Origin of the sequence: Sphingomonas kyeonggiensis (assembly GCF_030812785.1) — a bacterium.
Classification (GTDB): Bacteria; Pseudomonadota; Alphaproteobacteria; order Sphingomonadales; family Sphingomonadaceae; genus Sphingomonas; species Sphingomonas kyeonggiensis_B.
The window spans coordinates 1,575,286-1,600,005 of record NZ_JAUSTJ010000001.1 but is presented as its reverse complement, the minus strand read 5'-3'; the positions used below and the strand labels follow the sequence as shown (position 1 = coordinate 1,600,005).

The 24,720-nt window shown below is 67.5% G+C and carries 12 protein-coding genes; 4 read left to right on the top strand and 8 right to left on the bottom strand.

The window, feature by feature from the left end; translation table 11 throughout:
* Window positions 1-176: 176 nt before the first annotated feature.
* The 3 genes from J2W22_RS07890 to J2W22_RS07880 form a co-directional block, all read right to left on the bottom strand.
* Window positions 177-569, bottom strand: coding sequence for a hypothetical protein (locus J2W22_RS07890; protein ID WP_307117680.1), 393 nt, complete (start codon window positions 567-569; stop codon window positions 177-179).
* Window positions 570-571: 2 nt separating this feature from the next.
* The gene (locus J2W22_RS07885) at window positions 572-1,399 is read right to left on the bottom strand and encodes a TIGR02587 family membrane protein (protein WP_307117679.1); all 828 of its coding nucleotides are present in this window, start codon (window positions 1,397-1,399) and stop codon (window positions 572-574) included.
* Between the two features lie 92 nt (window positions 1,400-1,491).
* Window positions 1,492-1,755, bottom strand: a complete 264-nt coding sequence (locus J2W22_RS07880; protein ID WP_307117678.1) for a DUF7662 domain-containing protein — start codon at window positions 1,753-1,755, stop codon at window positions 1,492-1,494.
* Window positions 1,756-1,951: 196 nt separating this feature from the next.
* Here J2W22_RS07880 and J2W22_RS07875 point away from each other — a divergent pair, with 196 nt between their 5' ends.
* Together J2W22_RS07875 and J2W22_RS07870 are read left to right on the top strand one after the other, a co-directional pair.
* Window positions 1,952-3,661 carry a histidine kinase famiy protein gene (locus J2W22_RS07875; RefSeq protein WP_373422947.1) on the top strand — a complete coding sequence of 570 codons (1,710 nt, stop codon included), beginning with the start codon at window positions 1,952-1,954 and terminating at the stop codon, window positions 3,659-3,661.
* Between the two features lie 205 nt (window positions 3,662-3,866).
* The gene (locus tag J2W22_RS07870) at window positions 3,867-6,800 is read left to right on the top strand and encodes a PAS domain-containing protein (protein WP_307117676.1); all 2,934 of its coding nucleotides are present in this window, start codon (window positions 3,867-3,869) and stop codon (window positions 6,798-6,800) included.
* 193 nt (window positions 6,801-6,993) lie between these two features.
* Here the strand turns inward: J2W22_RS07870 and J2W22_RS07865 are convergent, their stop codons facing one another.
* From J2W22_RS07865 to groES, 3 genes are all read right to left on the bottom strand, one after another.
* Window positions 6,994-7,644 (bottom strand): GAF domain-containing protein, encoded by a 651-nt coding sequence (locus J2W22_RS07865; RefSeq protein WP_307117675.1) that lies wholly within the window; start codon window positions 7,642-7,644, stop codon window positions 6,994-6,996.
* A gap of 1,250 nt (window positions 7,645-8,894) precedes the next feature.
* On the bottom strand, window positions 8,895-10,514 hold the full coding sequence (gene groL, locus J2W22_RS07860) for a chaperonin GroEL (protein ID WP_269574056.1): 1,620 nt from the start codon (window positions 10,512-10,514) through the stop codon (window positions 8,895-8,897).
* A 52-nt stretch (window positions 10,515-10,566) separates the two neighbouring features.
* Entirely contained in the window at window positions 10,567-10,881 is a 315-nt protein-coding gene (gene groES, locus J2W22_RS07855) for a co-chaperone GroES (RefSeq protein WP_307117674.1), read from the bottom strand.
* Window positions 10,882-11,476: 595 nt separating this feature from the next.
* On the opposite strand from groES, the gene J2W22_RS07845 reads away from it, so the two are divergent.
* Together J2W22_RS07845 and J2W22_RS07840 are read left to right on the top strand one after the other, a co-directional pair.
* Window positions 11,477-11,617 carry a hypothetical protein gene (locus J2W22_RS07845; RefSeq protein ID WP_307117672.1) on the top strand — a complete coding sequence of 47 codons (141 nt, stop codon included), beginning with the start codon at window positions 11,477-11,479 and terminating at the stop codon, window positions 11,615-11,617.
* Window positions 11,618-11,822: 205 nt separating this feature from the next.
* On the top strand, window positions 11,823-12,014 hold the full coding sequence (locus J2W22_RS07840) for a hypothetical protein (protein WP_307117671.1): 192 nt from the start codon (window positions 11,823-11,825) through the stop codon (window positions 12,012-12,014).
* Between the two features lie 181 nt (window positions 12,015-12,195).
* Here J2W22_RS07840 and J2W22_RS07835 read toward each other — a convergent pair whose 3' ends face one another.
* Window positions 12,196-23,199: an autotransporter-associated beta strand repeat-containing protein gene (locus J2W22_RS07835; RefSeq protein ID WP_307117670.1), complete on the bottom strand. Its 11,004-nt coding sequence runs from the start codon at window positions 23,197-23,199 to the stop codon at window positions 12,196-12,198.
* A gap of 278 nt (window positions 23,200-23,477) precedes the next feature.
* Window positions 23,478-24,410 carry a helix-turn-helix domain-containing protein gene (locus tag J2W22_RS07830; protein WP_307117669.1) on the bottom strand — a complete coding sequence of 311 codons (933 nt, stop codon included), beginning with the start codon at window positions 24,408-24,410 and terminating at the stop codon, window positions 23,478-23,480.
* Window positions 24,411-24,720 lie beyond the last annotated feature (310 nt).

The window sequence follows — 24,720 nt, the reverse complement described above, 5'->3', positions numbered from 1 at the left end:
GTCCAACGCTTCAGAGGCGGCAGGGTCCCAAGGCAGCGCCGGACGGGCATAGCGAACGGCGCCTGCCCTTCGGCGCGCTGCTAATCGTGCTTCGCCGGTTCGTCGGTGCCTGGCGCCGCGCGGCCGACCAGCGGATGAGGAATTCCCCCGATGCCCGAGAGCAGGGCGGCGGTCCGTCACGGGTCCTGATAGCCGAGCGCCCGCAACCTGAGCCTGCCCTGGCGCGGGTCCTGTGCGAACATGAGCCCGCCCTCGACCCGGGCGCCAGCCGCGACATAGTCGAGCGTCGCGCTTGCCGTCTCGGACGGCTTGCCGGGGACGGACAGCGTGCCTTCGATCTCTACCGAAGCAGCGGTGCCGCCGCGGTTGATCGCCTCGAATACGACCACGAACCCTTGCCCCGATGCTGCTACTTCACGCACCTCGACGGTGATCGCCGGCGGGGTGGCGCCCCCGCGCCGGAGGTCGGCGCCGATCACGCCGAACACCAGCAGCAGCACGGCCAGGCCGAGCGCCGCCGATGCCCATTCGAGCGCCGAGGTTCGTGCATGCGGTTCGCGCCTTGCCATGGTCAGACCACCAGCCGCGCGATCGCGGCCCCGGTCGCGGCGGGAAAGCCGAGCACGACGACGATGCGCGCGATGGTGAAGCTGTCCTGCCCGTCGAGGCTGCCGAAGGTCCAAAGCACATAGAGGCTGACCAGCAGCGCGATGGCATAGCCGGGAACGGTAAAGACCAGGAACAGGCGCAGGGGCGCAGCGCCTTCCGGGCCGGCTTCCTGTCCCGCCAGTCCGACCGTGAACACCAGGATGTGCAGCAGAACGAGCGAGGCGAGAACGAGCGCCAGGGCATGTCCGGCGCTCATCTTGTACGCGATCAATATCATCTCCTCGGTCGGTGCGACGTTGAAGGCGAAGAACAGCGCGCCCGTGAGCATCAGGAACAATTGCCCGGCATAGCCGGCCGATCGATGCGCAAGGCTCTCGTCCTCGTCCCCTTCGCCCGAGCCCAGTTGCTTGCGCGCGATCATCGCGCCGAAGCTGGCGGGCACGCACTGGATCGCGACCTGCCCGAGCGCGGCGTCGAACGGGAGATCTAGGCGCAGGAGCCCGAACAGGGCGAGGATCGCGATCGAGGCGATCATGCCGACCGCCTGGGCCGCCAGGGCATCGAGCACGTCCTCGGTCAGCGTCGCGGTCCGCTCGAAGCCCCCGAAGCGCGACAGCACCACCAGCACCGCGAAGTTGAAGAGCAGGAACAGCAACAGGCGCGCCGGCGCGATGTGCAGGCCGATCGCCCACATCTCCATCGTCATCAGCAGCGGCAGCCCGAAAAGGATCGCACCGGCAAAGGCACGTGCCAGCCCGATCGCATAGTCCCGGTTCAGTTGTGCCGCCAACGACGTCATCGTCAGGACAATGCCGGTGCCATGCCTTCGTTCCCCGTGCCCGGACATTGCCCAAGCCGAAACGGCGGGGGCAGGCGCCGGGATCAGCCCCTGCGAAACAGCACCATCTGGCTCATCAGGTCCGGCTCGGCGATATAGCCGGCATCGCGCCAGGCGCGCGCCTGGACATAGCGCGAACTGCCTCGCTGGTTGGACCACCACGACCGGTAGTCCGAGGCGGAATCAGGCAGGCCGCCGACCAGGCGGGAGATGGTCGTGAACGAGAGGGTGATCAGCGGCCTGCCATCGGACTTGAGGTGATCGCGGAGGGGATCGTACTTTGCCATGGCCGGCTGATAGCGGGGCATGCCGGCGGCGAAAGCCCTTCCGGCGGGTGCGCCACGATTCTCGCGTGAGGCCCCGCCTTGCGGGGAAGGCCCGCGGCGGTGTCGGTCTCCCGGTTCGATGGCGGTCGCCCGTGGCGGACCTTGCGGCGGATTTGCGCGCGCATGGAAACCGAAACGCTCCGGGAACATTCTTGCCATAGACTTTTCTTCGAGGACAATGGTGAGCAGCAAGGACAGCGGCGAAGCCGACACTGCCCAGGAAGCGACCGGCGAGCCGGCGGGCAATCTCAAGGACCCCACGTCGTACAGCCCCACGGGCAACAAGGGGCAGCAGCACTGGAAGCGCTCGACCGTTGCCGAGCCCGGCCTCGACCAGCGCGGCACCGTGTTCTTCGCGGCGCTCCAGATGACGCGCATGCCGATGATCCTGACCGACCCCCGGCAGGACGACAATCCGATCGTCTTCTCGAACAAGGCCTTTCTCGACCTGACCGGTTATGAAGAGGCCGAGGTCGTTGGCCGCAATTGCCGCTTCCTGCAGGGCACCGACACCGATCGCGAGACCGTCCGCGAGCTGCGCGATGCGATCGCCGCCGAGGAAGCGATATCGATCGAGATCCTCAACTATCGCCGCGACGGCTCGGCCTTCTGGAACGCGGTGTTCGTCGCTCCCGTCTACGATGCCGACGGCCAGCTGATATATTTCTTCGCCAGCCAGCTCGACGTGACGCGCCGTCGTTCCTCCGAGCAGGCCTTCCGCCAAGCGCAGAAGATGGAGGCCATCGGCCAGCTCACCGCCGGGCTCGCGCACGACTTCAATAACCTGCTCCAGGTCGTCGCCGGCAACCTCGACATGCTGCAGGGCGACGCGCTCACCGATCGGCAGCACCGGCTGGTCGCCAACGCGGCGCGCGCCGCCGATCGAGGCTCGCGCCTGACCCGCCAGCTGCTCGCCTTCGCCCGCAAGACCCGCCTCGAGCCCAGGCGGACCGACCTCAACACCCTGATCCACGAGTTCGGCGACCTCATCGACAACACCGTCGGCGCGCAGGTTCGCCTGGTCACTGCGCTCGAGCGCCGGCTGCCCGAGATCGACATCGATGCGACGCATCTCGAGATGGCCGTCCTCAATGTCCTGCTCAACGCGCGCGACGCCATGCCCCAGGGCGGCAAGGTGACGATCGCGACCGAACTGTGGAAGCTCAACGGCAATGCCGCCGCGCATCAGCTGCCCGAGGGCGACTATGTCGTGCTCGCGATCACCGACGAGGGCAGTGGCATGAGCGAGGAGGTGCGCCAGCGCGCCACCGAACCCTTCTTCACCACCAAGGGCAGCGAGCGGGGTACCGGGCTCGGCCTCGCGATGGTCCACGGATTCCTCCAGCAGTCGCGCGGGCGCCTCGAGATCGATTCCGAGCCGGGGCGCGGCACCACCGTGCGCATGCTGTTCCCGGTGGCCGGAACGCAGAGCGTCGCCGCGCCCGCGCCGCGTGTCGACAAGGCGAGCACCGGTGGCAGCGAGACGATCCTGCTTGTCGAGGACAGCGACGATGTCCGCGCACTTGCCCAGGAGCAGCTGGAGGCGCTCGGCTACACGGTGCTGGTCGTATCGAGCGGCGAAGAAGCTTTGGCGCTGCTGGGAGACCGTCCGGTCGACCTCCTGTTTACCGACATCGTGATGCCTGGCGGCATGAGCGGCCTGGAACTGGTCGAGCAATTCCATGCGCTGCGGCCCGAAACGCCCATCCTGATGACCACCGGCTATAACGAGGACCTGGTCGCGGACATTCCGCGGGGCAGCCGTCTCGACGTGATCGGCAAGCCCTATCGCCGCCAGGAACTGGCGGATCGCATCCGGGTGGCGCTTGATCGCCATTCACCCGGCGAACGTCCCGTCGAACGGGGCTTCGGCCACAAGGAAGGCTGAGGGTGTGGTATGCGCGCTGGACGCCAAGGCGGCGTTTCAGAGGATGCCTGCCGCCTGGTGGTCCGCATCCGGGCCGCCGCGCGCCCGCGCCCGGACTTGTCCCGGCGATGGGCCAGCGCGCCTCGCTGGCGCATGGACCGCGACGCTGTAACAAAGAGCGGATCGGCGGCAGGCGATCGCGCCGGCCAGGGGGGATAGCGAGATCGTGACATCTTCCGGCCTTGTTGGCGGCGGGGATACCGGCGAGCGCATTCGCTCGATGGACTGGCGCGCAACGCCGCTCGGCGCCATCGAGGACTGGCCGAGCGCGCTGCTCGCCCATGTCCAGATCGTGCTGGCGTCCCCCGTGCCCATGGCCCTGCTCTGGGGGCCGGACGGCGTCCTCCTCTACAATGACGGCTATGCGGAGATCTGCGGCCCGCGCCATCCCGCGGCGCTCGGCGGCAAGCTGCTCGATGTCTGGCCCGAGGCGCACGCGTTCAATGCGCGCGTGCTGGATGCCGCGATGCGGGGCGAATCCCTCAGCTTTCACGCCCAGGAGCTGGAGCTCTGGCGGCATGGCCGCCCCGAACAGGTCTGGATGGACCTGGAATATCTTCCCGTGCGCGATGCGACCGGCCGGGCGGTTGGCATGCTCGCGCTGGTCTTCGATATCACCCAGCGGATTCTTGCCGAGCGGCGGCTTGCGCGGAGCGAGGAACTCTATCGCTTCCTGGACGAGCTAGGCCAGGCGGTCGCGCCGCTGCAGGACGCGCAGCAGGTCCTGTCGGTCACCGTGCGCATGATCGCGTCGCACCTGTCCGTCACCAACTGCGCCTATGCCGACATGGATCCCGATGCGGATGGCTTCACCATTCGCGGCAACTGGCATGCCGAAGGCTCGCCTTCGATCCTGGGCCATTACAGCCTGGCCGATTTCGGACGGCTGGCGGTCGGCGAGCTGGGCGCCGGCCGGCCGCTGGTCATCAACGACAACCTTGTCGAAATCGCGCCCGAGGAGGCCAGGACCTTCCAGGACATCGGTGTCGCCGCCACCCTTTGCATGCCGCTGGTGAAGAACGGCCGCCTGACCGCCCTGATGGCCATCCATGACAGAGTGCCGCGTCGCTGGAGCGAGTATGACCTGACCGTGATGCGCGAAGTCACGAGCCGATCCTGGGCACATGTCGAGCGGGTCGCGGCCGAGGCCAATCTTCGCGCGAGCGAGGAGCAACTTCGCCTGGCGCTGGATGCCGCCGAAATCGGGCAGTGGGACGTCGACACGGTCGCGGACACCCTGTTCTGGCCGGCGCGGGTGAAGGGGATGTTCGGCATCTCTCCCGATGTGCCTGTCTCGATGAAGGATTTCTACGCCGGGCTGCACCCTGAGGACTTTGAGGCGACCGTGGCGGCCTATGGCGCCGCCGCCGATCCGGCGCGGCGTGCCCTTTACGACGTCGAGTATCGCACGATCGGCAAGGAGGACGGTATCGTCCGCTGGGTCGCCGCAAAAGGCCGCGGCGTCTTCGAAGGGGACAGGTGCGTCCGTATCATCGGCACCGCGATCGACATCACGACGCGCAAGCGGACCGAGCGCGCGCTGCTCGAGCTGAACCAGACGCTCGAGCAACGCGTCGCCGAGGGACTGGCCGAGCGCAAGCTGCTCGCCGACGTGGTCGAGAACACCACGGCGATCATCCTCGTCGCCGATCTCGACTATCGCTGGCTGGCGGTGAACCGCGCCGCCGCCAAGGCCTTCGAGGCCGTCTATGGCATCCGGCCCAGCGTCGGCACCTCGATGCTCGACGCGCTCGATCACCTGCCGGAGCATCGCGAGCAGGTGCGCCGGACCTGGGGACGCGCGCTGGCCGGTGAGGAATTCACCATGGTCGAGGAATTCGGAGACCCGGGGCGCGAGCGACGCTTCTTCGAGATCACCTTCAATGTGCTGCGCGACCGCTCGGGCCAGCGGATCGGCGCCTATCAGATCGTGCACGACGTCACCGAGCGGATGGCCGAGCAGCGACGGCTGTCCCAGGCGGAAGAGCAGCTGCGCCAGTCCCAGAAAGTCGAGGCACTCGGCCAGCTCACCGGCGGCGTGGCCCATGACTTCAACAATCTGCTGACGCCCATCATCGGCTCGCTGGACTTGCTCAGCCGCAAGCAGCTCGGCAACGAGCGCGAGCAGCGGCTCGTGGCGGGCGCGCTGCAGTCGGCGGAGCGGGCGCGGACCCTCGTGCAGCGCCTGCTCGCCTTTGCGCGGCGCCAGCCGCTCCAGCCGACCGCCATCGACGTAGGTGCGCTGGTCGCCGGCATGGGCGACCTGATCGCGAGCACGACGGGCCCGCAGATTCAGGTGCGGGTCGAGGCGGCCAGCGATCTGCCCGCAGCGATGGCGGATTATAACCAGGTCGAGATGGCCCTGTTGAACCTGAGCGTGAACGCGCGCGACGCGATGCCCGAGGGCGGGACGCTTCGCATCGGCGCCACCGTGCGGGACGTGCGCGGCAAGGAGCAAGGCGAACTGCGGCCCGGCCGCTACGTGATGATCTCGGTGGCCGACAGCGGGATTGGTATGGACTCGGACACGCTGGCGCGCGCCATCGAGCCCTTCTTCTCCACCAAGGGGATTGGGAAAGGCACGGGTCTCGGGCTCTCAATGGTTCACGGACTGGCGCAGCAGCTGGGCGGCGGCCTTCGCATCCTCAGCACGCCGGGACTCGGCACGAACGTCGAGATCTGGCTTCCAGCCGCAGCGGAGGCCGCGATACCGTCGCCCGCCGGCTCCGACGAGGCCATCGCTCGCGCCGGACCGCGGGGTACGGCGTTGCTCGTCGATGACGAGGAAGCAGTTCGTGCGAGTACGGCGCACATGCTCGAGGAATGCGGGTTCGACGTGGTGGAGGCGGAATCGGCGCAGGCAGCACTCAACCTGCTCAAGGCGGGCGAGCATTTCGCCCTGCTCGTGACCGATCATCTCATGGCGGGCATGGACGGGACCCAGCTCGTCAGGGCAGTAGGGAGGATACGGCCTGGGCTCCCCTGCCTGATCGTGTCGGGCTATGCCGATGTCGAAGGGATTGCCCCCGACCTGCCACGGCTGACCAAGCCGTTTCGCGCGAGCGAACTGCAGGATGCGCTGGCCGGAATTGGCCTCTAATCTGGTGTCCCTCCGGCACGCCGCGAGACTCGGATCCCACGCAGCATGCAGGCCAGGTCGTGAACCGACAAACGACTGCATTCGGCATCCCCGGTCAATCGGCTGATTGGGTGGACTGCCGCCCGACAGTTCCCGGCGTATCCCCGAAAAGGCAGCCGTTCTTGCGCGCTACACGCGGCCAGCGCCAGAGCTTCTATTTCCAATGAGTCCCAAATTTCGCCTCCATCCGACGAAGTTCCTCGTCGAGCACGGCCACCTCAGAGTCATTCTGGTCCGCAACTGCGAAGCGGATACGGGTACTGAGCTCGGCCATGGCATGTTTGGCGTATGCCAGCGCGTTTGCCTCGCGCTCGATCACCTCGGTCGCCTGGCTTGCGAGGGATTTCAGGAGTTCGAGGCCGTTCGCGTCCATGGTCCTGGGTTTCTGGTCCAGAAGGCATAATGTACCCAGCGCAAAGCCATCGCTGGTAACCAGAGGTGCGGCGAAATAGGCACGCACGTTCATCTCGAGCACGGCGGGAGCGAACTTGAAGCGTGGCTCGTGCCAAGCATCGGGGACACACAAAGGCGCGTAATTGCGAACTCCAATCGCGGCGTCGCAGAAGCTGTCGGGCCTGGCGAACTCCCTGGGATCGAAGCCGTAGGCGACGGCCAGCCACAGAGTCGAGCGGTCCACGATAGACACTGCAGAAAAGGGAAAACCGGTCTCTGCGGCGACCCGCTCAACGATTTGGGAGAGCTCGGCGTCGCCGCTCATGCCAAACACGCCGCTCGTCAGCACGCGCGCCTGACGCCGCAGCTCTGCGAGTTCCGCTTGGTTACATGCGCGAGCCTGTTCGATCAATTCGAAATTCCTTAATCGATCCCGACGCCCCTGGGTTGAGTATTTTGCCCAATTCATGAGCAGGGGCGATGTCACGTAACAAAGCATTCCTGAGCAACTCAGTAATGTAACGGGTGCAATCTTACAGATTTGAAAAACATGGCGTGTGCATGAGACTAGCTCGCATCGGCTCATCTAAGCTGGGTTGTTGCTTGAGAACGGTGAAATGAAATGGGGCACTGGAGCATGCCATGAAGATCGATGCAGTGGATTATTATAGTGCCTTGGCGGATCGTCATTTTCAGGCCGCGGAAGAAATGGGCGGTCAATCCGAGGCACGCCATCACGCTTGGCTGGCGACCCTATGTCTGCTTCGTGCTGGAGAGGCCGCGCGCGCGATGCGCGAGGTTGGCATGTCAGCCCGGTACCTCGGGAGTAATAGGCTTGGAGGCGGCAACCCTCGCGACTGCCAGTCACAAACATAGCGCCTGTTATTGGGGCGTTTACAGCCTGACCGCTTCTGGATCGGCCGCCTCTTCGCTCAACGGCCGACATTGGAGCGTTTGCCGAAAGGCCGCATTTATGAGTCTGCGGCCTAGTTCAAGCCGCCCGCTTCCGGTGCCGGGCTCGGCGATCGCAACCCCTCCTTCATCCCGCCGCCCGAACGCGGAGGGCCACGAAATAGAGATGCGATAAACCGTCGTCGCGATCAGGCGCGAAAATCGGTGCTTTGGCCAAGAGCGGCGCAGGGCTGAACGCGCTGCGCGGAGGCGCGCCGAGGTCGCGAAGTCCGGCGGGCCGTATTAGAAGCATGTTCCCCTGCTTCAACCCGGGTCAGGCAGGCGGGCTATCTCAGCCGGCCCTGGGGCCGCCGGTCAGCGGCCGGAACCGCAGCCGCGCCGCATCGTTGGGAAGGAGACGGCATCGCATATGGGGTCCGGTCACCACCGTCCCTGTATCCGGACAGGACGTGTAGTTTGCCCTCGCGTCCTGTCCGGCTTTCTCCCTGGCTTGAATTCTTCCTGCGATCCGCCCTTGTCGGGTTCCTGGATCAAGGGCTCACGCAATCCGCTGTCGCTGCTGATCTCGCGATCGGTGGTCCCGACCATGGGTGCCCGCCTTGGCTCCGGCGCCCATGTGGGCCGTGCGGCCGCTTTCCTTTCGACGACCCAAGGGATGGCCGGCCGATATTTCGCGGCCATATCGCCCCAGGGACGGTAAGATGTGCGTCCATTCAAAATGGGCCCGGCCAAGCGGCCGGGCCCAAGCGCTCAATACTCCATCGCGGGCATCGCTGCCGGCTTTTCCTCCTTCGGCAACTCGGCGACGAGCGCCTCGGTGGTGATCAGCAGCGAGGCCACGGAAGCGGCGTCCTGGAGCGCGGTGCGCACGACCTTGGCCGGATCGATCACGCCCGACGCGAACAGGTCCTGATATTCGCCGGTCGCGGCATTGAAGCCCCAGTTATAGTCCTCGCTCTCGAGCAGCTTGCCCACGATCCACGCGCCGTCCTCGCCGGCATTGTCGGCGATCTGGCGCGCGGGCGCGCGCAGCGCCCTGCGGACGATGTCGATACCCGACTGCTGGTCGTCATTCGCCGCCTTGAGGCCATCGAGCGCCTTCAGCGCGCGCAGCAGCGCGATGCCGCCACCCGGCAGGATGCCTTCCTCGACCGCGGCGCGGGTGGCGTGGAGCGCGTCGTCGACGCGGTCCTTCCTTTCCTTCACCTCGACCTCGGTCGCGCCGCCGACCCGGATCACCGCGACCCCGCCGGCGAGCTTGGCAAGCCGCTCCTGCAGCTTCTCGCGGTCATAGTCGCTGGTGGTCGCCTCGATCTGCTGGCGGATCTGGGCAACGCGGCTGTCGATGTCGGCCTTGGTGCCGACGCCGTCGATGATCGTGGTGTTGTCCTTGTCGATCACCACCTTCTTGGCGCGCCCGAGCATCGAGATGGTGACATTCTCAAGCTTGGTGCCGAGATCCTCGCTCACCACGTTGCCGCCGGTGAGCACGGCGATGTCCTCGAGCATCGCCTTACGGCGATCGCCGAAGCCCGGCGCCTTGACCGCGGCGACCTTGAGGCCGCCGCGCAGCTTGTTGACCACCAGCGTGGCGAGCGCCTCGCCCTCGACATCCTCCGCGATGATCAGCAGCGGGCGACCCGACTGGACCACCTTCTCGAGCAGCGGCACCAGCGCCTGGAGGTTGGCGAGCTTCTTCTCGTGGATCAGGATATAGGGGTCGTCGAGCTCTGCGCGCAGCTTCTCGGGGTTGGTGACGAAATAGGGCGAGAGATAGCCGCGGTCGAACTGCATGCCCTCGACCGTCTCGAGCTCGGTCTCGAGGCTCTTGGCCTCCTCGACGGTGATCACGCCCTCGTTGCCGACCTTCTCCATCGCCGCCGCCAGGATGCGGCCGACTTCCTCGTCGCCATTGGCCGAGATGGTCGCGACCTGGGCGATCTCGCTATTGGCGCTGACCTGCCTGGCATGCGCTTCGAGATCCTTGACGACCGCACCGACCGCCAGGTCGATGCCGCGCTTGACGTCCATCGGGTTCATGCCCGCGGCGACCGCCTTGGAGCCCTCGCGAACGATCGCCTGGGCGAGCACGGTCGCGGTGGTGGTACCGTCGCCCGCCTTGTCGTTCTGCTTGTTGGCGACCTCGCGCAGCATCTGCGCGCCCATATTCTCGAACTTGTCGGCGAGTTCGATCTCCTTGGCGACCGTCACGCCGTCCTTGGTGATGCGGGGCGCGCCGAAGCTCTTCTCGATCACGACGTTGCGGCCTTTCGGCCCCAGCGTGACCTTCACTGCATTCGCAAGCGTATCCACGCCGCGCAGCATGCGATCACGCGCGTCCGACGCAAATTTCACTTCCTTGGCAGCCATTTTGGCTAACTCCTTTCTTATGTCCTTCCTGAGATGTTGAGGGATCGGGCGATCACGCAGCCTGCTTGAGCTCGGCCTGCGCCTCGATCACGCCGAGGATGTCGCTCTCCTTCATGATGAGCAGGTCCTCGCCCTCGATCTTGACCTCGGTGCCGGACCATTTGCCGAACAGGATATGGTCGCCGGCCTTCACCGACAGGGCGACGAGCGTGCCATTGGCGTCACGCGCGCCCGGGCCGACGGCGATGACTTCGCCTTCCTGCGGCTTTTCCTTGGCGGTGTCGGGGATGATGATGCCGCCCGAGGTCTTCTCCTCGGCTTCGATGCGGCGGACGACCACACGGTCGTGCAAGGGGCGGAAATGCATGGCAAAACCTCCAGTTGCAAAAGCATGATGTCAATGTGCCCGACGCTCCCTAGCAGCGGCGGGCGGCGGCGAATTAGGAACCTCGATTTTTCCGTTCAAGACCCGGAGCGCCGATTTTTTTCACCCGGTGAGAACGCGGCATAAAACCCTCCGATCCTGGACACCTGGCGCAAGCCAAGCCCTTGACGAGGGCGCGCAATCCACCAAAATTCTGCCCGGCCAGAAGGCCACGAGAAAGGAGCGACCAAGGAAAGGAGGACGATCATGTCGCAACCCGTCTCCCGCATTCTTCACCCGTTCGAATTCGCGCACCACCCGAGCCCGGAGCCCGAAGTGAAACGCGCGATCCTGGCGCGTTGGGCTTCCGACAGCTCTGCGCGCCCCTGCGTGCCGGCACCGCGGGTGCCACTAGGCGCAAAGAGGCGAATGAGAGCCGAAAAGGCGCTGCGGTCCTCGGGTGACCTCGGTCTCCCGCACATTCGTGCAGATGGCGTAGGACGATGACCGACAACATCTTCATGGCACGGTCGGACGGCCATGGGCGCACTGCCGCCGAGGTCCGTTACTACCGCCCGGCGCGCCCTTCCGGCTTCAGTTGTTCGTCTGGCAGCAGAACGATCGGGCGCCGGACTTTCCGGCGCTGTTCGAGTTTCTCGATCAATGGCGCCAGCAAATCGCGGCGGCGCTCCATTTCCTCCGGGTGGCGCATGACCAGCGCACTCGCCCTGCCGAGTGATGCGTCGTGGACGGGGTGTTTGAAATCCAATGCGCCGGATCCGAGTTGGCTCCGGCGAGGGCCTGGGGGCGGACAGACCGCCCGGTGCTGGTAGCATGAGAAGCGATCTACGGTGAGGGGTGCGCGGACGCACCGGCCGTCCTCGGCATCGGATGGCGCGAACTTGGCCTTGGGCGGGTTCGCGGAAACAGGACAGGGAGTGGCAATGAAACAAATTGGCGGTGAGGTATCGACTCTTTTCGCACTGACGCCGGCGGAGTGGGAGAAACTGGTGGAAGCGATCGAAAGCGATCGGCTGCAATCTCCCCTCTCCCTGCATCCGGAGGGACCAGCCGGTGGCCTCGTTCGATTCCGTTCGCTCGAGGATATCAAGCACGCACTGCTCGCGATCGCCTGAAGCCGGCACCCGGCCAGCAGCTGGTGTAAAGTAACGCGGGCTGTCCTGCATGCGCCTCAACCGCAAGGTCGGCGCCAGACAAGACGCCGAAACCGCGAGCCAGCCTCGGGAAGGCCCGGGCCGGACGCCGAGGCGCGCGATCGCCCGGGGTCGGCGTCGGCGGGCCGCGCCATACCGCAGCTTAGAATCGCAGGCGCAGCGCCGCACGGGCGCCGTGATCGGTCGTCCGCTCGCCAAGGTTGCCGGCATAGGAGATTTCGAGCGTGACACGCCGGGAGAGATCGAGCTCCAGCCCGCCATCGATCGCCGCGCTGTCGCGGTCCAATGCGTTGCCCGCGACGGCGAAGCCGGGACCGGCAGCGAAGCCGAAATCCACGCTCGGCAGCGTGTCGCCAAAGGCATGGCGTAGCGCCGTCGATCCCTTGAAGCGCAACACCGTGCGGCCAAGGTCGAGCGCCGTGCTCGCGCGCAGGCCGACCGTGCCATAGGTCATGCGCTCGTCCCGCGTGCCGCCGTGAAGCGCAGCACTACCCCCATGCTCGGCGATTTCCGCGCCCCCGAGGCGGACATGGGCCAAGCCGGCAAAGGGCTGGAGCGTAACACCGCGCAGATCGGCCCTGGCCGCGACTTCGCCGAACAGCTGCAGGGTATCAGCGCGGTAGCGGTCGCCCAGTCCCTGGGCGAGACCGCCGAACGCGATGCGGCGCTGCGAGCGGACATCATTCCATGCATAGGCCGCGCCCAGCTGGATCGAGGCAATGCCGTAGCCGCCGGCAAGGTAGCCGCCGGCATGATAGCTGTCCGCCTTGTGCGTGGCGCTGCCGGTCCGCAGGTCGGTCGTGCTGTAGCCGGTGGCGAGGCCCGCGCGCCAATGGCCGCCAAGCGCGGCATCGAAGCCGGCAACCAGTCCCTTGAGGTCGCGATCATAGCCCTGCGCGAGCGCCCCGCCCCGCGTCGAACCCCAGCTGCCGAGCGCCGTGCCCCAGGCGGCGGGGCCTTCCTCGCCCGCGAGTTCGCCGCGCGCGAGCAGCGCGTCGCGCACGAAGCGGCTGTCCTCGATCAGGCGCCCGCGCATGCTGGCATAGTCCGAGCCCGCGAGCTGGTCGAAGGCGCGTCGTGCTTCCGGCGCGGCGAGCGCGACGACGGCGTCATGGAGCGGGTTGCCGAGCCCGAGCGCCTCCACCGCCGGCGCCACGCCCTGCTGGTTTCGGGTCTGCGCGACCGCCGCGAAGTCGATCATGTTGCGCCTGAGGGTCAGCGTCACGGCGTTGGCGCTATAGGCCAGGCTCGGCGTGAGGAAGGCAAGGTTCGAAGTCACGTTCGAGAATGTGCCGGAGAGCCCGCCCGCCGCGGTCAGGATGGTGTAGCTGGTGTTGGCCGCGTAATTGCCTTCCGCCGCCAGCACCCGGACCACCGCCCCGCTCTGGATCGAGGCGGTCCCGGCTACGACGATCCGGTCGCTCTGTCCCGCGGCATTGGTCTCGACCTCATAGCTGCTGCCGGCAAGCAAGCTGAGGTTGCCGGCGACGTTCAGGGTCCCGATCGAATTGCCCGGCGCGATGGTACCGGCGATCCGTCCCGACCCGATCGTGCCGGTGCCCTGGAGACGCCCCCCCGCGAGCAGGTCGAGCGTACCGCCGAGCATGCCATCGACCAAGACCAGGCCGCCGGCGGTCGTGATTCCCTGGAAGCCAGAGGAATTGCCGGTCAGCGAAACGGCCCCGCCGCCGCGCAGGACGAGGCTGCCGGTGCCGGTGAGCGTCCCGGCATAGCGTCCCGCCGCCGATTGGTCGAAGGTGAGGCTCGTGCCGGCCGCCAGATCGACATCGCCGGTAAACAGGGCCGTCGTGGAGACCAGGCTGCCGCCGGTGACGCCCCAGTCGCCGGCATTGGCGCCGGCTAGGGTCAGCACGCCCTGCCCGGCCTTGGTCGTCACGCCGGTGCCGCTGACGCTGCCGCCATAGCTGCCGGCATTGGCCAGGTCGAACACAAGGCTCGCATTGTTGGTGACATTGCCCTGGATCGAGCGGGTGTCGCCGACCAGCGTGCCCGCCTCGATCACGGTGCCGCCGGTATAGCTGTTGGCGCCGGTCAGCACGAGCGTGCCCCGGTCCGTCTTGACCAGGGCGGCGCCGCCGGTGAGCGCCGAGCCGATGGTGGCGGTAAAGCCGGCGCCCGCCGCGCTGCCGTCGCCGACCCGGATCGTTGCGCGGTCGCCCGAGAGCGCGACGGTACCGCCGGTCACTGTGTAGCCGGTCGTGGCGAACTGCATGCCGGTCGTCAAGACGTGGCCGTCCACCGTCACCGTGCCGGCCGTGCCGCCGAACACCGCGAAGCTCGGCACCGGCTGCATCGGTCCATTGAGCGTGCCGCCGGTATCGGTCCAGTTGCGGCCACCCGCGTCCCAGGTGCCGGAACCGCCATTGACCGCGCCATTGTCGTGGAGCGCGCTATCGCCGCCGTCCCAGAAGGCAAGCGTCGCACCGGCGCTGTTGAGCAGATTGACCTGTCCCGCCAGCGCGGTCTGGATCGTCAGGGCATCGGCCGAGGCGCCGGCCACGCTACCGAGCACCAGGCCCTTGTCGGTGAGCGTGCCGCCATAGTCGAACAGCCGGTAGATGCCGGCGCCGAACCCCGGTGCGGCCGTGACGTTGAGGGTGCCGTCGAGCGTGAGATTGCCGGCAACGCCGAACAGCGCGATGTCCGAGGCATGGGACAGCGCCACATCGACGATCGCACCCGAACCCAACGCCAGCGCGCCGAGCGATAGCGTTCCACCCTGGCTGCCGGCGAGATGCGCGCCATCGGCAATGGTCACCGCGCCGCCGATCGTGCCGGTGCCCGCCAGCGTGCCGCTCGCGACCGCCACGGTCGAGCTGGCCGAACCGAGCGTGCCGGTCACGGTGAGGCCACCGCTGGCGACGGTAACGGCACCCTCGAACGCCGCGCTGTCGCCGCTAAGAGTGAGCAGCGCGCCCGTCTTGGTCAGCGCGCCGGCGCCGGAGAGGCTTCCGGCAAAGGTGCCGGCTGCCGCCTGGTCGAAGGTGAGGCCGGCCCCCGCCGCCAGCGCCACGTCGCCGGCGAGCGAGGCGCTGCTCGCCACCAGCCTGCCACCGGAGACCGTCCAGTCGGTCGTGCTGGTGCCCGTGAGGGTCAGAATGCCCTGCCCGGCCTTGGTCGTCATGCCGGTGCCGGTGAGCGCACCGGCATAGATGCCGTCCCGACCCATATCGAACACCAGCGCGGCATTGTTGGCGATGGCGCCCACAAGCGACCGCGTGTCGCCGACCAGCGTGCCGGCCGATACCAGGGTTCCACCGGAATAGCCGTTGGCGCCCGCCAGCACGAGCGTACCGAGATCGTCTTTCACCAGCATCGAATTGCCATTGAGCGCAGCCGCGATCGTGGCGGTAATGCCCGCCCCCGCCGCGCTTCCGTCGCCGACGCGGATCGTCGCGCTCGGTCCCGACAAGGCGATCGCGCCGCCGGCCAGCATATAGCCGCCGGAGGCGAACTGCATGCCGAGGACCGAGACTTGGCCAGCACCATTATCGACCATCACCGTGCCGCCAATGCCCTGAAACACGGCAAAGCTCGGTTGCGGCGTCATCGCACCGTTCACGCTGCCATTGGCGTCGGTCCAGTTGCGTCCACCCAGGCTCCAGGTCCCGGCACCGCCCTCAACGGTGCCGTTGTCATGCTGCGCGGCGATGCCGCCGTCCCAGAAGGCTAGCGCGACGCCGGCGTTATTGACCAGGTTGACCCGGCCGGCGGCGCCGGTCTGGATAGAGAGCCCATCGGCAGACGAACCGGCTACCACCCCGAGCGCCAGGCCATTGTCGGTGAGCGTGCCGCCATAGTCGAACAGCCGGTAGACGCCGGCCCCGAAGCCCGGCGCGGCGGTGACGTTGAGCGTGCCGTCGAGCGTCAGGTTGCCCGCCACGTCGAACAGCGCGCTCGTCGATGCCTGGGCCAGCGTCACGTCGACGATCGACCCCGCGCCCAGCGTCAGCGCACCGAGCGACAGGGTGCTGCCCTGCGCGCCGACCAGATGCGCACCGTCCGCCAGCGCGACCACGCCGCCGATGCGTCCGGTTCCCGACAGGCCGCCGCTATCGATGCGGAGGGTCGAGCCCGTACCGCCGAAGCTTCCGGTTACGGCCAACCCGCCCGAGACGGTCATCGTGCCGGTGAAGTCCCTGCTGTTCCCGCTCAGCGTCAGCAAACCACCCGCCTGAGTGATCGCACCCGCACCGGACAGGCTACCGGCATAGGTCGCTGCGTCAGCGCGATTGAATGCCAGAATGCCGCCATCGACCGCGATGTCGCCCACCAGCGCGCCGGTCGTTCCGCCATCGCCGATGCGGAGCGTGCCGCCCTCGATCCGAGCCGAACCGGAGGCCTGGCCGAGCAGGGTCGATACACCCGAGTGCTGCACCACTTCCCCAGCGCCCAGTTTGGCGAGGATCGTCGCGCCGTCGAAGGTGTAGCTGCCCGCGGTCAGCGTGCCGCTACCGGCGAGCGTGCCGGCGATCCAGGCTGCGCCGACCGTCTCGTCGAACCCGCCCAGGTCCAGCGTACCGCCGGCCCGGACCAGCAGCGTCGCGCTATCCGCGAGCCGCTCGCTCGCGCCGAGCCGCAGCGTGCCACCATTGACGCGGATGTCGAGCGCCCCGGCCGGGCCCGTCAGCAGCGTCGTGCCGCTGCGCTGGTCCAGCAGGCCGCCGCCCAGCGCATGATCGATGATGCCGCCGTCGAGGACATATTCATTGGCGCGCAGCGTGCCGCCGCCGATCAGGTTGCCCTGGATGACGAAGCGTGCGACGACTTCGTCATAGCCGTTGAGGTCGAGCGTCGCCCCGTCGCGCACCTCGAGCAGCGAGTCGTCGGCGAGCACATTCACTCCGCCGATACGCAGCGTGCCCGCGCTGACCAGGGTGAGGCCGGTATAGAGATTGGTCCCAGACAGCGTCAGCGTGCCCGTGCCGGTCTTGGTGAGGCCGCCGGTGCCCGAGATCACCCCGGCGAAGGCGCTGTCGCCGCTCTCGCCCCCCAGCACCAGCGCATGGCTGCCCAGCAGCACCGAGCCGCTGCCGCCCAGCGCGATCGCCATGTCGCCGCCTGCGCCGCGCAGGTCCAGCGTGCCGCCGAGCAGCACGGGCGCGCCGGTGATCGCCGCCGATCCGGTCAGCGCCAGCGTGGCGCCGCCCAGCACCGAGAGGGTGTCGCTGCCCGAGATCGTGCCGCCGAAGCTGCTCGCGCCGGTGAGCGTCAGCGCATGCCCGCCGAGCTGGACCGAACCCGTGCCGCCGAGGCTGGCGAGCGTCAGCGCAGCGCCCGCGCCGGCAGCGTCGAACACGCCATTGGCGACGATCGTATCGCTGGCGAGCGTGCCGCCGTCGAGGCGCAGGGTCGCACCGGCATCGACGGTGGTGGCGCCGGTATAGAAGGTCGCGCCGGTGAGCGTGACCACGCCCGCCTGCGCGCGCAGCCCGCCCAGCCCGTCGATCGTGCCCTCGAAGGTTCCGCCGCCGCTCAGCAGGTCATGCGCGCCAAGCGATATCGAGCCGGCACCGGTCAGTCCGACGAAGCCGATATCGCCGTTCATCAGGCCGAGGTCGAGCGTGCCACGCACCTCCAGTTGCGTGCCGTCCGAAGATGCCCCGCCCCCCAGATGGAGCGTCGTGCCCGAGGCGATGGCGAGCGTGCCGCCCGAGATCGTGCCCGAATACTCGCTGTCGCCGCGAAGCGTCAGTTGGCCGTTGCCGAGCGCCAGGCTGCCGCTGCCGTACAGGCCCGCGAGCGACACCGGCACGGTGGCGGCGCTGATGTCGAAGGTGCCGCTCATGTCGAGCGTGGCGTTCGCCATCGATCCGTTGCCGATCAGCGCGATCGTCGCGCCCTCCGCAATGCCCGCGCTGCCGCCGAAATAGTTGGTGCCGGACAGGTTCAGCCTGCCCGCGAGCAGCGTGATCCCCGCGCTCTCGCTTTCGATCGCACCGCCGAAGTCGCCGCCGCCGGTGAGGATAAGCTCGTTGCCACCGAGCGAGACCGTGCCTTTGCCGTTGAGCCCGCCAAAGCTGCTCGAGAAATTATATTGCGAGATGTCGAGCGTGCCCTCGACCCGCACCGAACTCGCGAGTTGGGCGGCGGCGGTGTAGAGCGCCGCATCCGCATCGATCACCGTCTCGCCGGTATAGTCGTGTGCGCCGGTGAGCCCGAGCCAGCCCGAGACGAGGTGCAGCCCGCCGGTGCCGGTGATCGTGCCTTCGTAGATGTCCCCGCCATCGTTGATCGTCAGCGTGGTCGCGCCGAGCGCGATGGTGCTGGGGCCGCCACTCAGCCCGCCGATCGCGAACTGCCCGCCGGTGACGCCCGACAGGTCGAGCGTCGAATCCCACATCGACACCCAGGCATTCTCGCCGAGCGTTCCCGCCCCGGCCATCTTGACCGTGCCGTTCTCGATATCGACTTCGCGCAGATTATTTGCGCCGCTCAGCGTCAACGTACCCGTGCCGAGTGCGAATACCCGGCCGACCCATGCCGGATCCAAGGTGCCCTGGATGGTGCCGGCGAACTCGGTCTCGCGGTCGTTGTCGATCAGCAGGACACCGCTATAGCCCAGCCCGATCGTGCTGCCCGCCACGCCAGAGAGATTGTGCAGCGTCGCGGCGGCGGCGAAACCATCGAGCACCGACAGGTCGATGGCCGTATCCGCGCCGGTCAGCGACACCGAGCGGGCCTGGGCGATCGCACCGGGATCGCTGAGCTTGAGCGTGCCGTTGGCCAGGGTCACATCGCCGGTGAAGCTGCCTTCGCGCCACAGGCTGGTGGTGCCGCTACCCGTCTTGACGAAGCTGCCGGCCGCGCCGTCGATCTGCTCGATGACGACATCGCCGGCACGATCCACCGTGAAGATGCCGTCGTCGATCGTGACCGGACCGAGCATGCCGGAAACCAGGCCACTGCCGCCCAGCGTGAGATTTGCGCCGCCGCGCAGGGTCGTCGCGCCGGTATAGGAGAGATCGCCGGCAAGCAGCAGGCTGGCGCCGCTGACGCTGAGCGAACCGTCTCCGCCGATCGGCCCGGACAGCACGGCGCTGCCGCTCGCCACGTCCACGGTGAGCTGGCCGTCATAGCCCTGGCCGCTATCGCGAACGAGATCGATGGCATTGGCGATAACCCGTCCGTTGCCGAGCGCGATCGTGCCGGTACCGACGACATGGACCGTGCCCGTGCCGAAGGCATCGTCTGTCCCGGCGACGATCGTGCCGCGCTCGAGGACAGTGCCCTGGGTATAGCTGTTATGGCCCGCCAGCGTCAGCGTGCCGCCGCCGCGCTTGATCAGCACGCCGCCATAGCCGGTGCCGCGCTCGGCCACTGTCCCGGTCAGCGTCAGGTCGTGATCGCCGCCGATGGCAAGATTGCCGTAGGTGGAGTCGTTCCGCTCGATGAAGATGTTGTTGGCGAGCGTGACGCTCCTGTTCGATTCGAGCTGCGCCTCGAGGATCGCGGCGACGAGGTCGCCGGTGCCGAGCGCCGCGTCATTGCCGACGATCAGTCTCGAGCCATTGTTGATCTCGGTGCCGCCGCCATAGCTGTTGGCCGCGTCGAGCACGAGTGTGCCCCAGATCGAGCGAACCCAGACGTCGTCGCCGCTGATCTCGCCCGCCATGGTCAGGGTGCCGCTACCCTGTTTGGCGAAGAAGCCGGCCCCGCCGACCGTGCCGGCATAGCGGGTGTCGGCGTCCTGCTCGATCACGATGCCATAGCTTGCGTTGGTGAGCTGTATCGCGCCGGCAGTGCCGGTGAGTGGGCCAAGGATCGTGCCGAATTGATTGACGACCAACGTACCGCCGTTGAAGTCGATCGGCGTATATCCGCGCAGCGTGCCGGTGACCCCTAGAACGGTGGTGCCGGCGTCGAAATGCATGCCGCCGGTGAAGCTGTTCTGTACGTCCAGATAGAGCGTGCCGTCGCCGGTCTTGGTCAGGCTGCCGCTTCCCGAGACGGCCTTGCTGATGTGCGCGGCGCCACTCGCGACATCGACGGCCAGGTTGCCGTTCAGGACCAGCGCGTTCTGTGCCACATTGATGCCGTCCGCGAGCACCAGCCGCGTGCCGTCCGAGGCGGTCACCGATCCGGTACCGAGCGCCTGGTTGGCCAGGACGGCGATGCCGCCCTGCTGGAGCAGCATGTTGGACGCCATGTAGTTGGTCCGCGAGAAGGCGAGCGTGCCGCCCCCCTGCTTGACGATCGGTCGGTTGCCGTTGATCTGGCCGGCAAGGCTCAGCGTCTCGCCGTCATCGACCGAGATGACCGTCTGGGTGCCGAGCGCGCCGCCGAGATAGAGGTCGTTCGACAGCGTCAGGCTGCCGACGGCCTCGATCCGGCCGAGGCTGCTGCTGGTGAACAGGTCGGCCCGTCCCAGCGCATTGTCTCCGGAAAGGCGCAGCGTCGCGGCGCGGAGATAGACTTCGCCGGTGAAATCGTTGTTGCCGCTCAGGGTCAGCGTGCCGCCATCCAGGTTGATCGTGCCCAAGCCTCCGGTCAGCACGCCCGAGAGCGTCAGCGCGCCGGCGCCGCGCTTGTTGAGCGTGCTGGCATAGTCGGCGCCACTGAAGTCTATCGAGCCCGCATAGACGCTGTCGCCGGCCTGGTTGAGGTCCAGCACTCCGGCCTGCAGCAGGAGGATACCGCCGGTGCCAGAGAGCGCCGACGCGGCCTGCGTATAGCCACGCAGCTGCAGCGTACCGCCGGTGAGCGTCAGGGCACCGGCACCGAGTGCCTGGCTGCCGCCCAGGATCAGGTTGCCGTTCTCCAAGGTGGTGCCGCCGGCATAGCCGTTGTTCGCCGCAAGGGTCAGCGCCCCGGTGCCGCGCTTCACGAGCGCCCCGCTGCCGGATATCGCCGAGAGATGCCCCCCATAGCCGCTCCAGTCGAAGACGAGCGTGCCGTTGTTGACAATTCCGGTGGTGCCGTCGGGCCCCAGCGTGCCGGGGGTCAGCGAGACGAGCGTCGTGCCGGCGTCGATCGTGGTCGTGCCGGTCCAGCTGTTGGCGGCATTGGTCAGCGTCAGCGTGCCGCCACCGCCGATCACCAGCGGCTGGCTGCCGGTCTCGCTGATCCGGCCGTTGAGATAGGCGCTGATTCCCGCATCGACGAGGATCCGCGAGGGATCGTTCACCGGGTCGATTGCCTCGAGCACGATGTCGTTGCCATAGCTGCCATTGGCGCTGAGCTGGATCGTCGGATCGACCAGATGGATCGTGCCGGTGCCGAACGCGCCCGCCGCCCCCGCGCGGATCGATCCGCCATTGACGTGGATGTCGGCGGTCAGGTTGCGGCCGTCGAGGAAGTCCATGGTGCCGCTGCCCACCTCGATGCGCGTCAGGCTCGCCATCGCCCCCCCGATCGCGGCGATGCCCGAGCGCTGGTCGAGGATTTCGAATCCCGTGACGTCGATCTGCGCGGTGATGCCGTCGCCGACATCGATCGCCAGCGTGTCGGTACCCGTACCGCCATCGACCTGGCCGGTGAGATCGCCGCCGCGGTAGAGGAAGGTGTCGTCGCCCGTGCCCAGATTGGCGCCGGCAAGCGAACCGGTCGCCTCGAGCGTGACGAAATCCGCGGAGGTGCCGCTGGCGTCGAAGCGGCCGTCGAGCCGGCCGGCAATGATCAGCGTGTTGGCGCCGCTTCCCGCCTCGACGATGTCGCCGATGGTCCTCGACCCGAGCTGGAGGTCGATGGCGTGCGTGGCGGCGCCCTGGAGCGAGATCGCGCGGCTGCCGCCCTGGATCGTCGCGCCGGCCCGGTTGGTGATGGTAAGCGGGCCGCCGGACGTGCCCAGCTGGATCGCCGCGCCGTTGCCGAGGCTCTCGTCGGCACCGTTGCGGATGATGCCGCTGTTGTCGATCGATCCGCCAAGGGTCACGATAGTGCCCATGCCCGTATTGCCCAGATTGCCCCGGACAGTGACGCCCTCGCCTATGCTGATGTCGTAGGCTCCGATACCGCGCGATATGATAACGGCTGATCTGGTCGCGGTGAGGTCGCCTCCCAGGGCGATGCTGTTCCCCGCGGCAGCGCCGGAACCGCTCGAGATACCCGTCACGGCCGTGATGCTTGCGGTCGTGCTGATTGAAACCTTGCCGCTCGAAGTCGCGGCGGTACCTGCGCTGATGCCTATCCCGAGATTGAAGCTGGCGCTGCCGATGGCCGCGCCGATGTCCAGGTTGACGCCGCCAGAGCCCGAATCAGAATCAGCCGAGATTCCGACATTGCCGGTGGTGCGGGCAGGCCCCAAGGCATCGATCGTGCCGCCCGCGCTGGTGGTCACGGTTATCGCGCCGGTATCCGAAGCGCCGGTTCCTTCATAATCGAGGTTCAGGCCGAAGCCGCCCATGTTGGTGTTGGTGATCAGCATCGCGCCCTGCAGGTCCACGGCGACGTTGGCGGATGGCCCCCGGACGCTGGCCATGATCCCCCTTTCGAGCGCGCGTATGGTACCACCCCGCGTCACCACCGAAACCGACCCATTGCCAACGGCGCTCGCTCGGATTCCGTAATTTCCCTGGATATCGACCTGGCCCAGCAGCAGGTCGACGCCGCGGCCGGCCGCATCGATACCGTTAGGCGCCGTAATGCTGAGACTTCCGGTGTTGATCAGGCTGGCGGCGCCGACGGTGGAGCGCAGGCGAACTCCTTGGTCCGAGCTGGTGAAGCTGTGGCTTCCGCTATCGAGCGTCAGCGTCGCGGCGCCTTTGTCCGCGCCATCGATGAAGATCGCGGCACCATCGCCACCGATGGTCTGGGTGCTTGAGATGCGGGTGCTGCCGCGCAGCGTCGCCGCGGCATCGCCCGTGGCCGAGAGCTGATAATAGCCATCCTGGGGACGGACATTGCCGCCCGGGTTGGAACCACTGGTGTTGCGGATTACGACATTGGTCAGCACCACCTCGCCGGTCGTTCCCAGCAGCCGGACGCCTCCATTGGCGGCGGTGCTATCGATCACCGTGCCGGGGTTCTCCCCCAGGATGTCGCCGCCATCGCGCGGTAGCGCGGCCAACTGCGCATGCGCCGGCAGGGCCAGCGCTGCGGCAACCAGCGCGCTCGAGCAGAGCAGGCCGTGGCGTACCCGCGCCGGCGTGAACGGGCGGCGGACGGTGCGGCGAAGCGTAGGCATGCGGACTCCTTCGGGCGCGCGGACAGGCGCTCCGGTATGGGTTTGCGAAAAGACAATCCGTCGGTCGGGTGGTCAGGCCGCGCCCAGCGGATGGCGGCCGCGTGCAGGCACGGCGCCAGCCTTGCTGTCGTGTCGCATGATCCCCCGTTTCGATCAGCCGTTCAGACGATCAGGGAAGTGGATCGACGCGGGTCCCCAAGTCAATCGAGGCGCAAGAAGTTGAGACGCAGGACCAAAGGACTGAGACGCGGCGCAAAAAATCCGCGCCGATTAGGACGTTATTCGGCGAGCCGGTTCATCCAGTCGCCCCACATCATCATCCGCTCGGGCGGCGACAAGGCCAGCTTCTCCGGGTCACCGGCCAGCCGGTCGACCTTCTGGAGCCCGCGCATCGCGCGCGCCTCGCTGGCGGTGTAGCCATATTCGCGGCGGAAGGCCCGGCTGAAGCTCGCTTCGTCGGGAAAGCCATAGGTCAGCGCGATCTCGCTGATCCGGCGATGCTCCTCCGCGCTCGACAGCAGGTCGTGGATGCGCTGGAGCCGGCGCTGCTGGATGAAGCGGGCGACGCCCCCGAGCGGGCGGAACAGCCGGTAGAGGCTGGCACGCGACATCGCCAGGCCCTCCGCCATGATCTCCGGGCCGAGGTCCGCCGAGGTCAGATGCGCATCGACGAAGCGCCGTGCGCGACCCAGCTGTGTGGCGTCCAGCACGCTGCGCGTCTGGCTTTCGGTGCCCTCGCGCGGCTCGAGGCAGGATCGCATCATCGCGATCATGCTGTCGGCCATGGCCGGGCCATCCGCATTGTCCAGCCCGCTCGCCTGGCTCGCCAGCACCTTCATATAGTCGGCGAAAATCCGTCCCCGCGCGCCGGTGACGATCCGGCCGTGCAGCGCGGAGATGCCATGCATCGCGCCGTCGACCATGTCGCGCGGCACGAAGATGCACAGGCAGTGCATGGGAGCGAGCGGCAGCTCGATCGGCTGGCCCAGGTCGATGACGAAGAGCAGCCCTTCGGGGTTCTCCCGCGTGAAATCGAGCCGGATCAGATAATGGTCGATGCCATCGGTGCGGATCTTGGCGGCTGTGCGCGAATAGGCGAGCGCATCGACATCGGTACCGCCGAACGCGATCCGTCCCATCAGATAGGTGAAGGCGGTGCCGCGGAACTCGGATGCATCCCCACACGCGGGAATCTCGAACATCGGTGCCATGGCACGGTGCCAGGCTGCGAAACGCTCGCACGCGGGGAAGTCGTCCGTCGAGAAGCGTATCAGCGGAATGCGGGAAGCGCGTTGGGCCATGCCGCAGCTTGCCCCGCAAAGCGAGGCCGCTCAATCCCCCTGCTGTCCAACCCGTTGGTCCTGAAGCGGAAAGCCGATTGACCCTTGGCTCTCGGCGCCTCGCGGGCGATGTCGAGGGCGCGCGGGAATAATGGGCGTACAGGGGGCTGGGAAGCCCCCGGGGTCCGCGCCTTGATGTACGCCCGCGCATGCGCGCTTGCCTTGAACCGGGGGGCGCGGC

Excerpts from the sequence above, each read along its gene's own strand:
- J2W22_RS07840 (WP_307117671.1), top strand. The coding sequence starts at position 11,823 with ATGAAACAAATTGGCGGTGAGGTATCGACTCTTTTCGCACTGACGCCG.
- groES (WP_307117674.1), bottom strand. The coding sequence starts at position 10,881 with ATGCATTTCCGCCCCTTGCACGACCGTGTGGTCGTCCGCCGCATCGAA.
- J2W22_RS07830 (WP_307117669.1), bottom strand. The coding sequence starts at position 24,410 with ATGGCACCGATGTTCGAGATTCCCGCGTGTGGGGATGCATCCGAGTTC.
- J2W22_RS07875 (WP_373422947.1), top strand. The coding sequence starts at position 1,952 with ATGGTGAGCAGCAAGGACAGCGGCGAAGCCGACACTGCCCAGGAAGCG.
- groL (WP_269574056.1), bottom strand. The coding sequence starts at position 10,514 with ATGGCTGCCAAGGAAGTGAAATTTGCGTCGGACGCGCGTGATCGCATG.
- J2W22_RS07890 (WP_307117680.1), bottom strand. The coding sequence starts at position 569 with ATGGCAAGGCGCGAACCGCATGCACGAACCTCGGCGCTCGAATGGGCA.
- J2W22_RS07835 (WP_307117670.1), bottom strand. The coding sequence starts at position 23,199 with ATGCCTACGCTTCGCCGCACCGTCCGCCGCCCGTTCACGCCGGCGCGG.
- J2W22_RS07880 (WP_307117678.1), bottom strand. The coding sequence starts at position 1,755 with ATGCCCCGCTATCAGCCGGCCATGGCAAAGTACGATCCCCTCCGCGAT.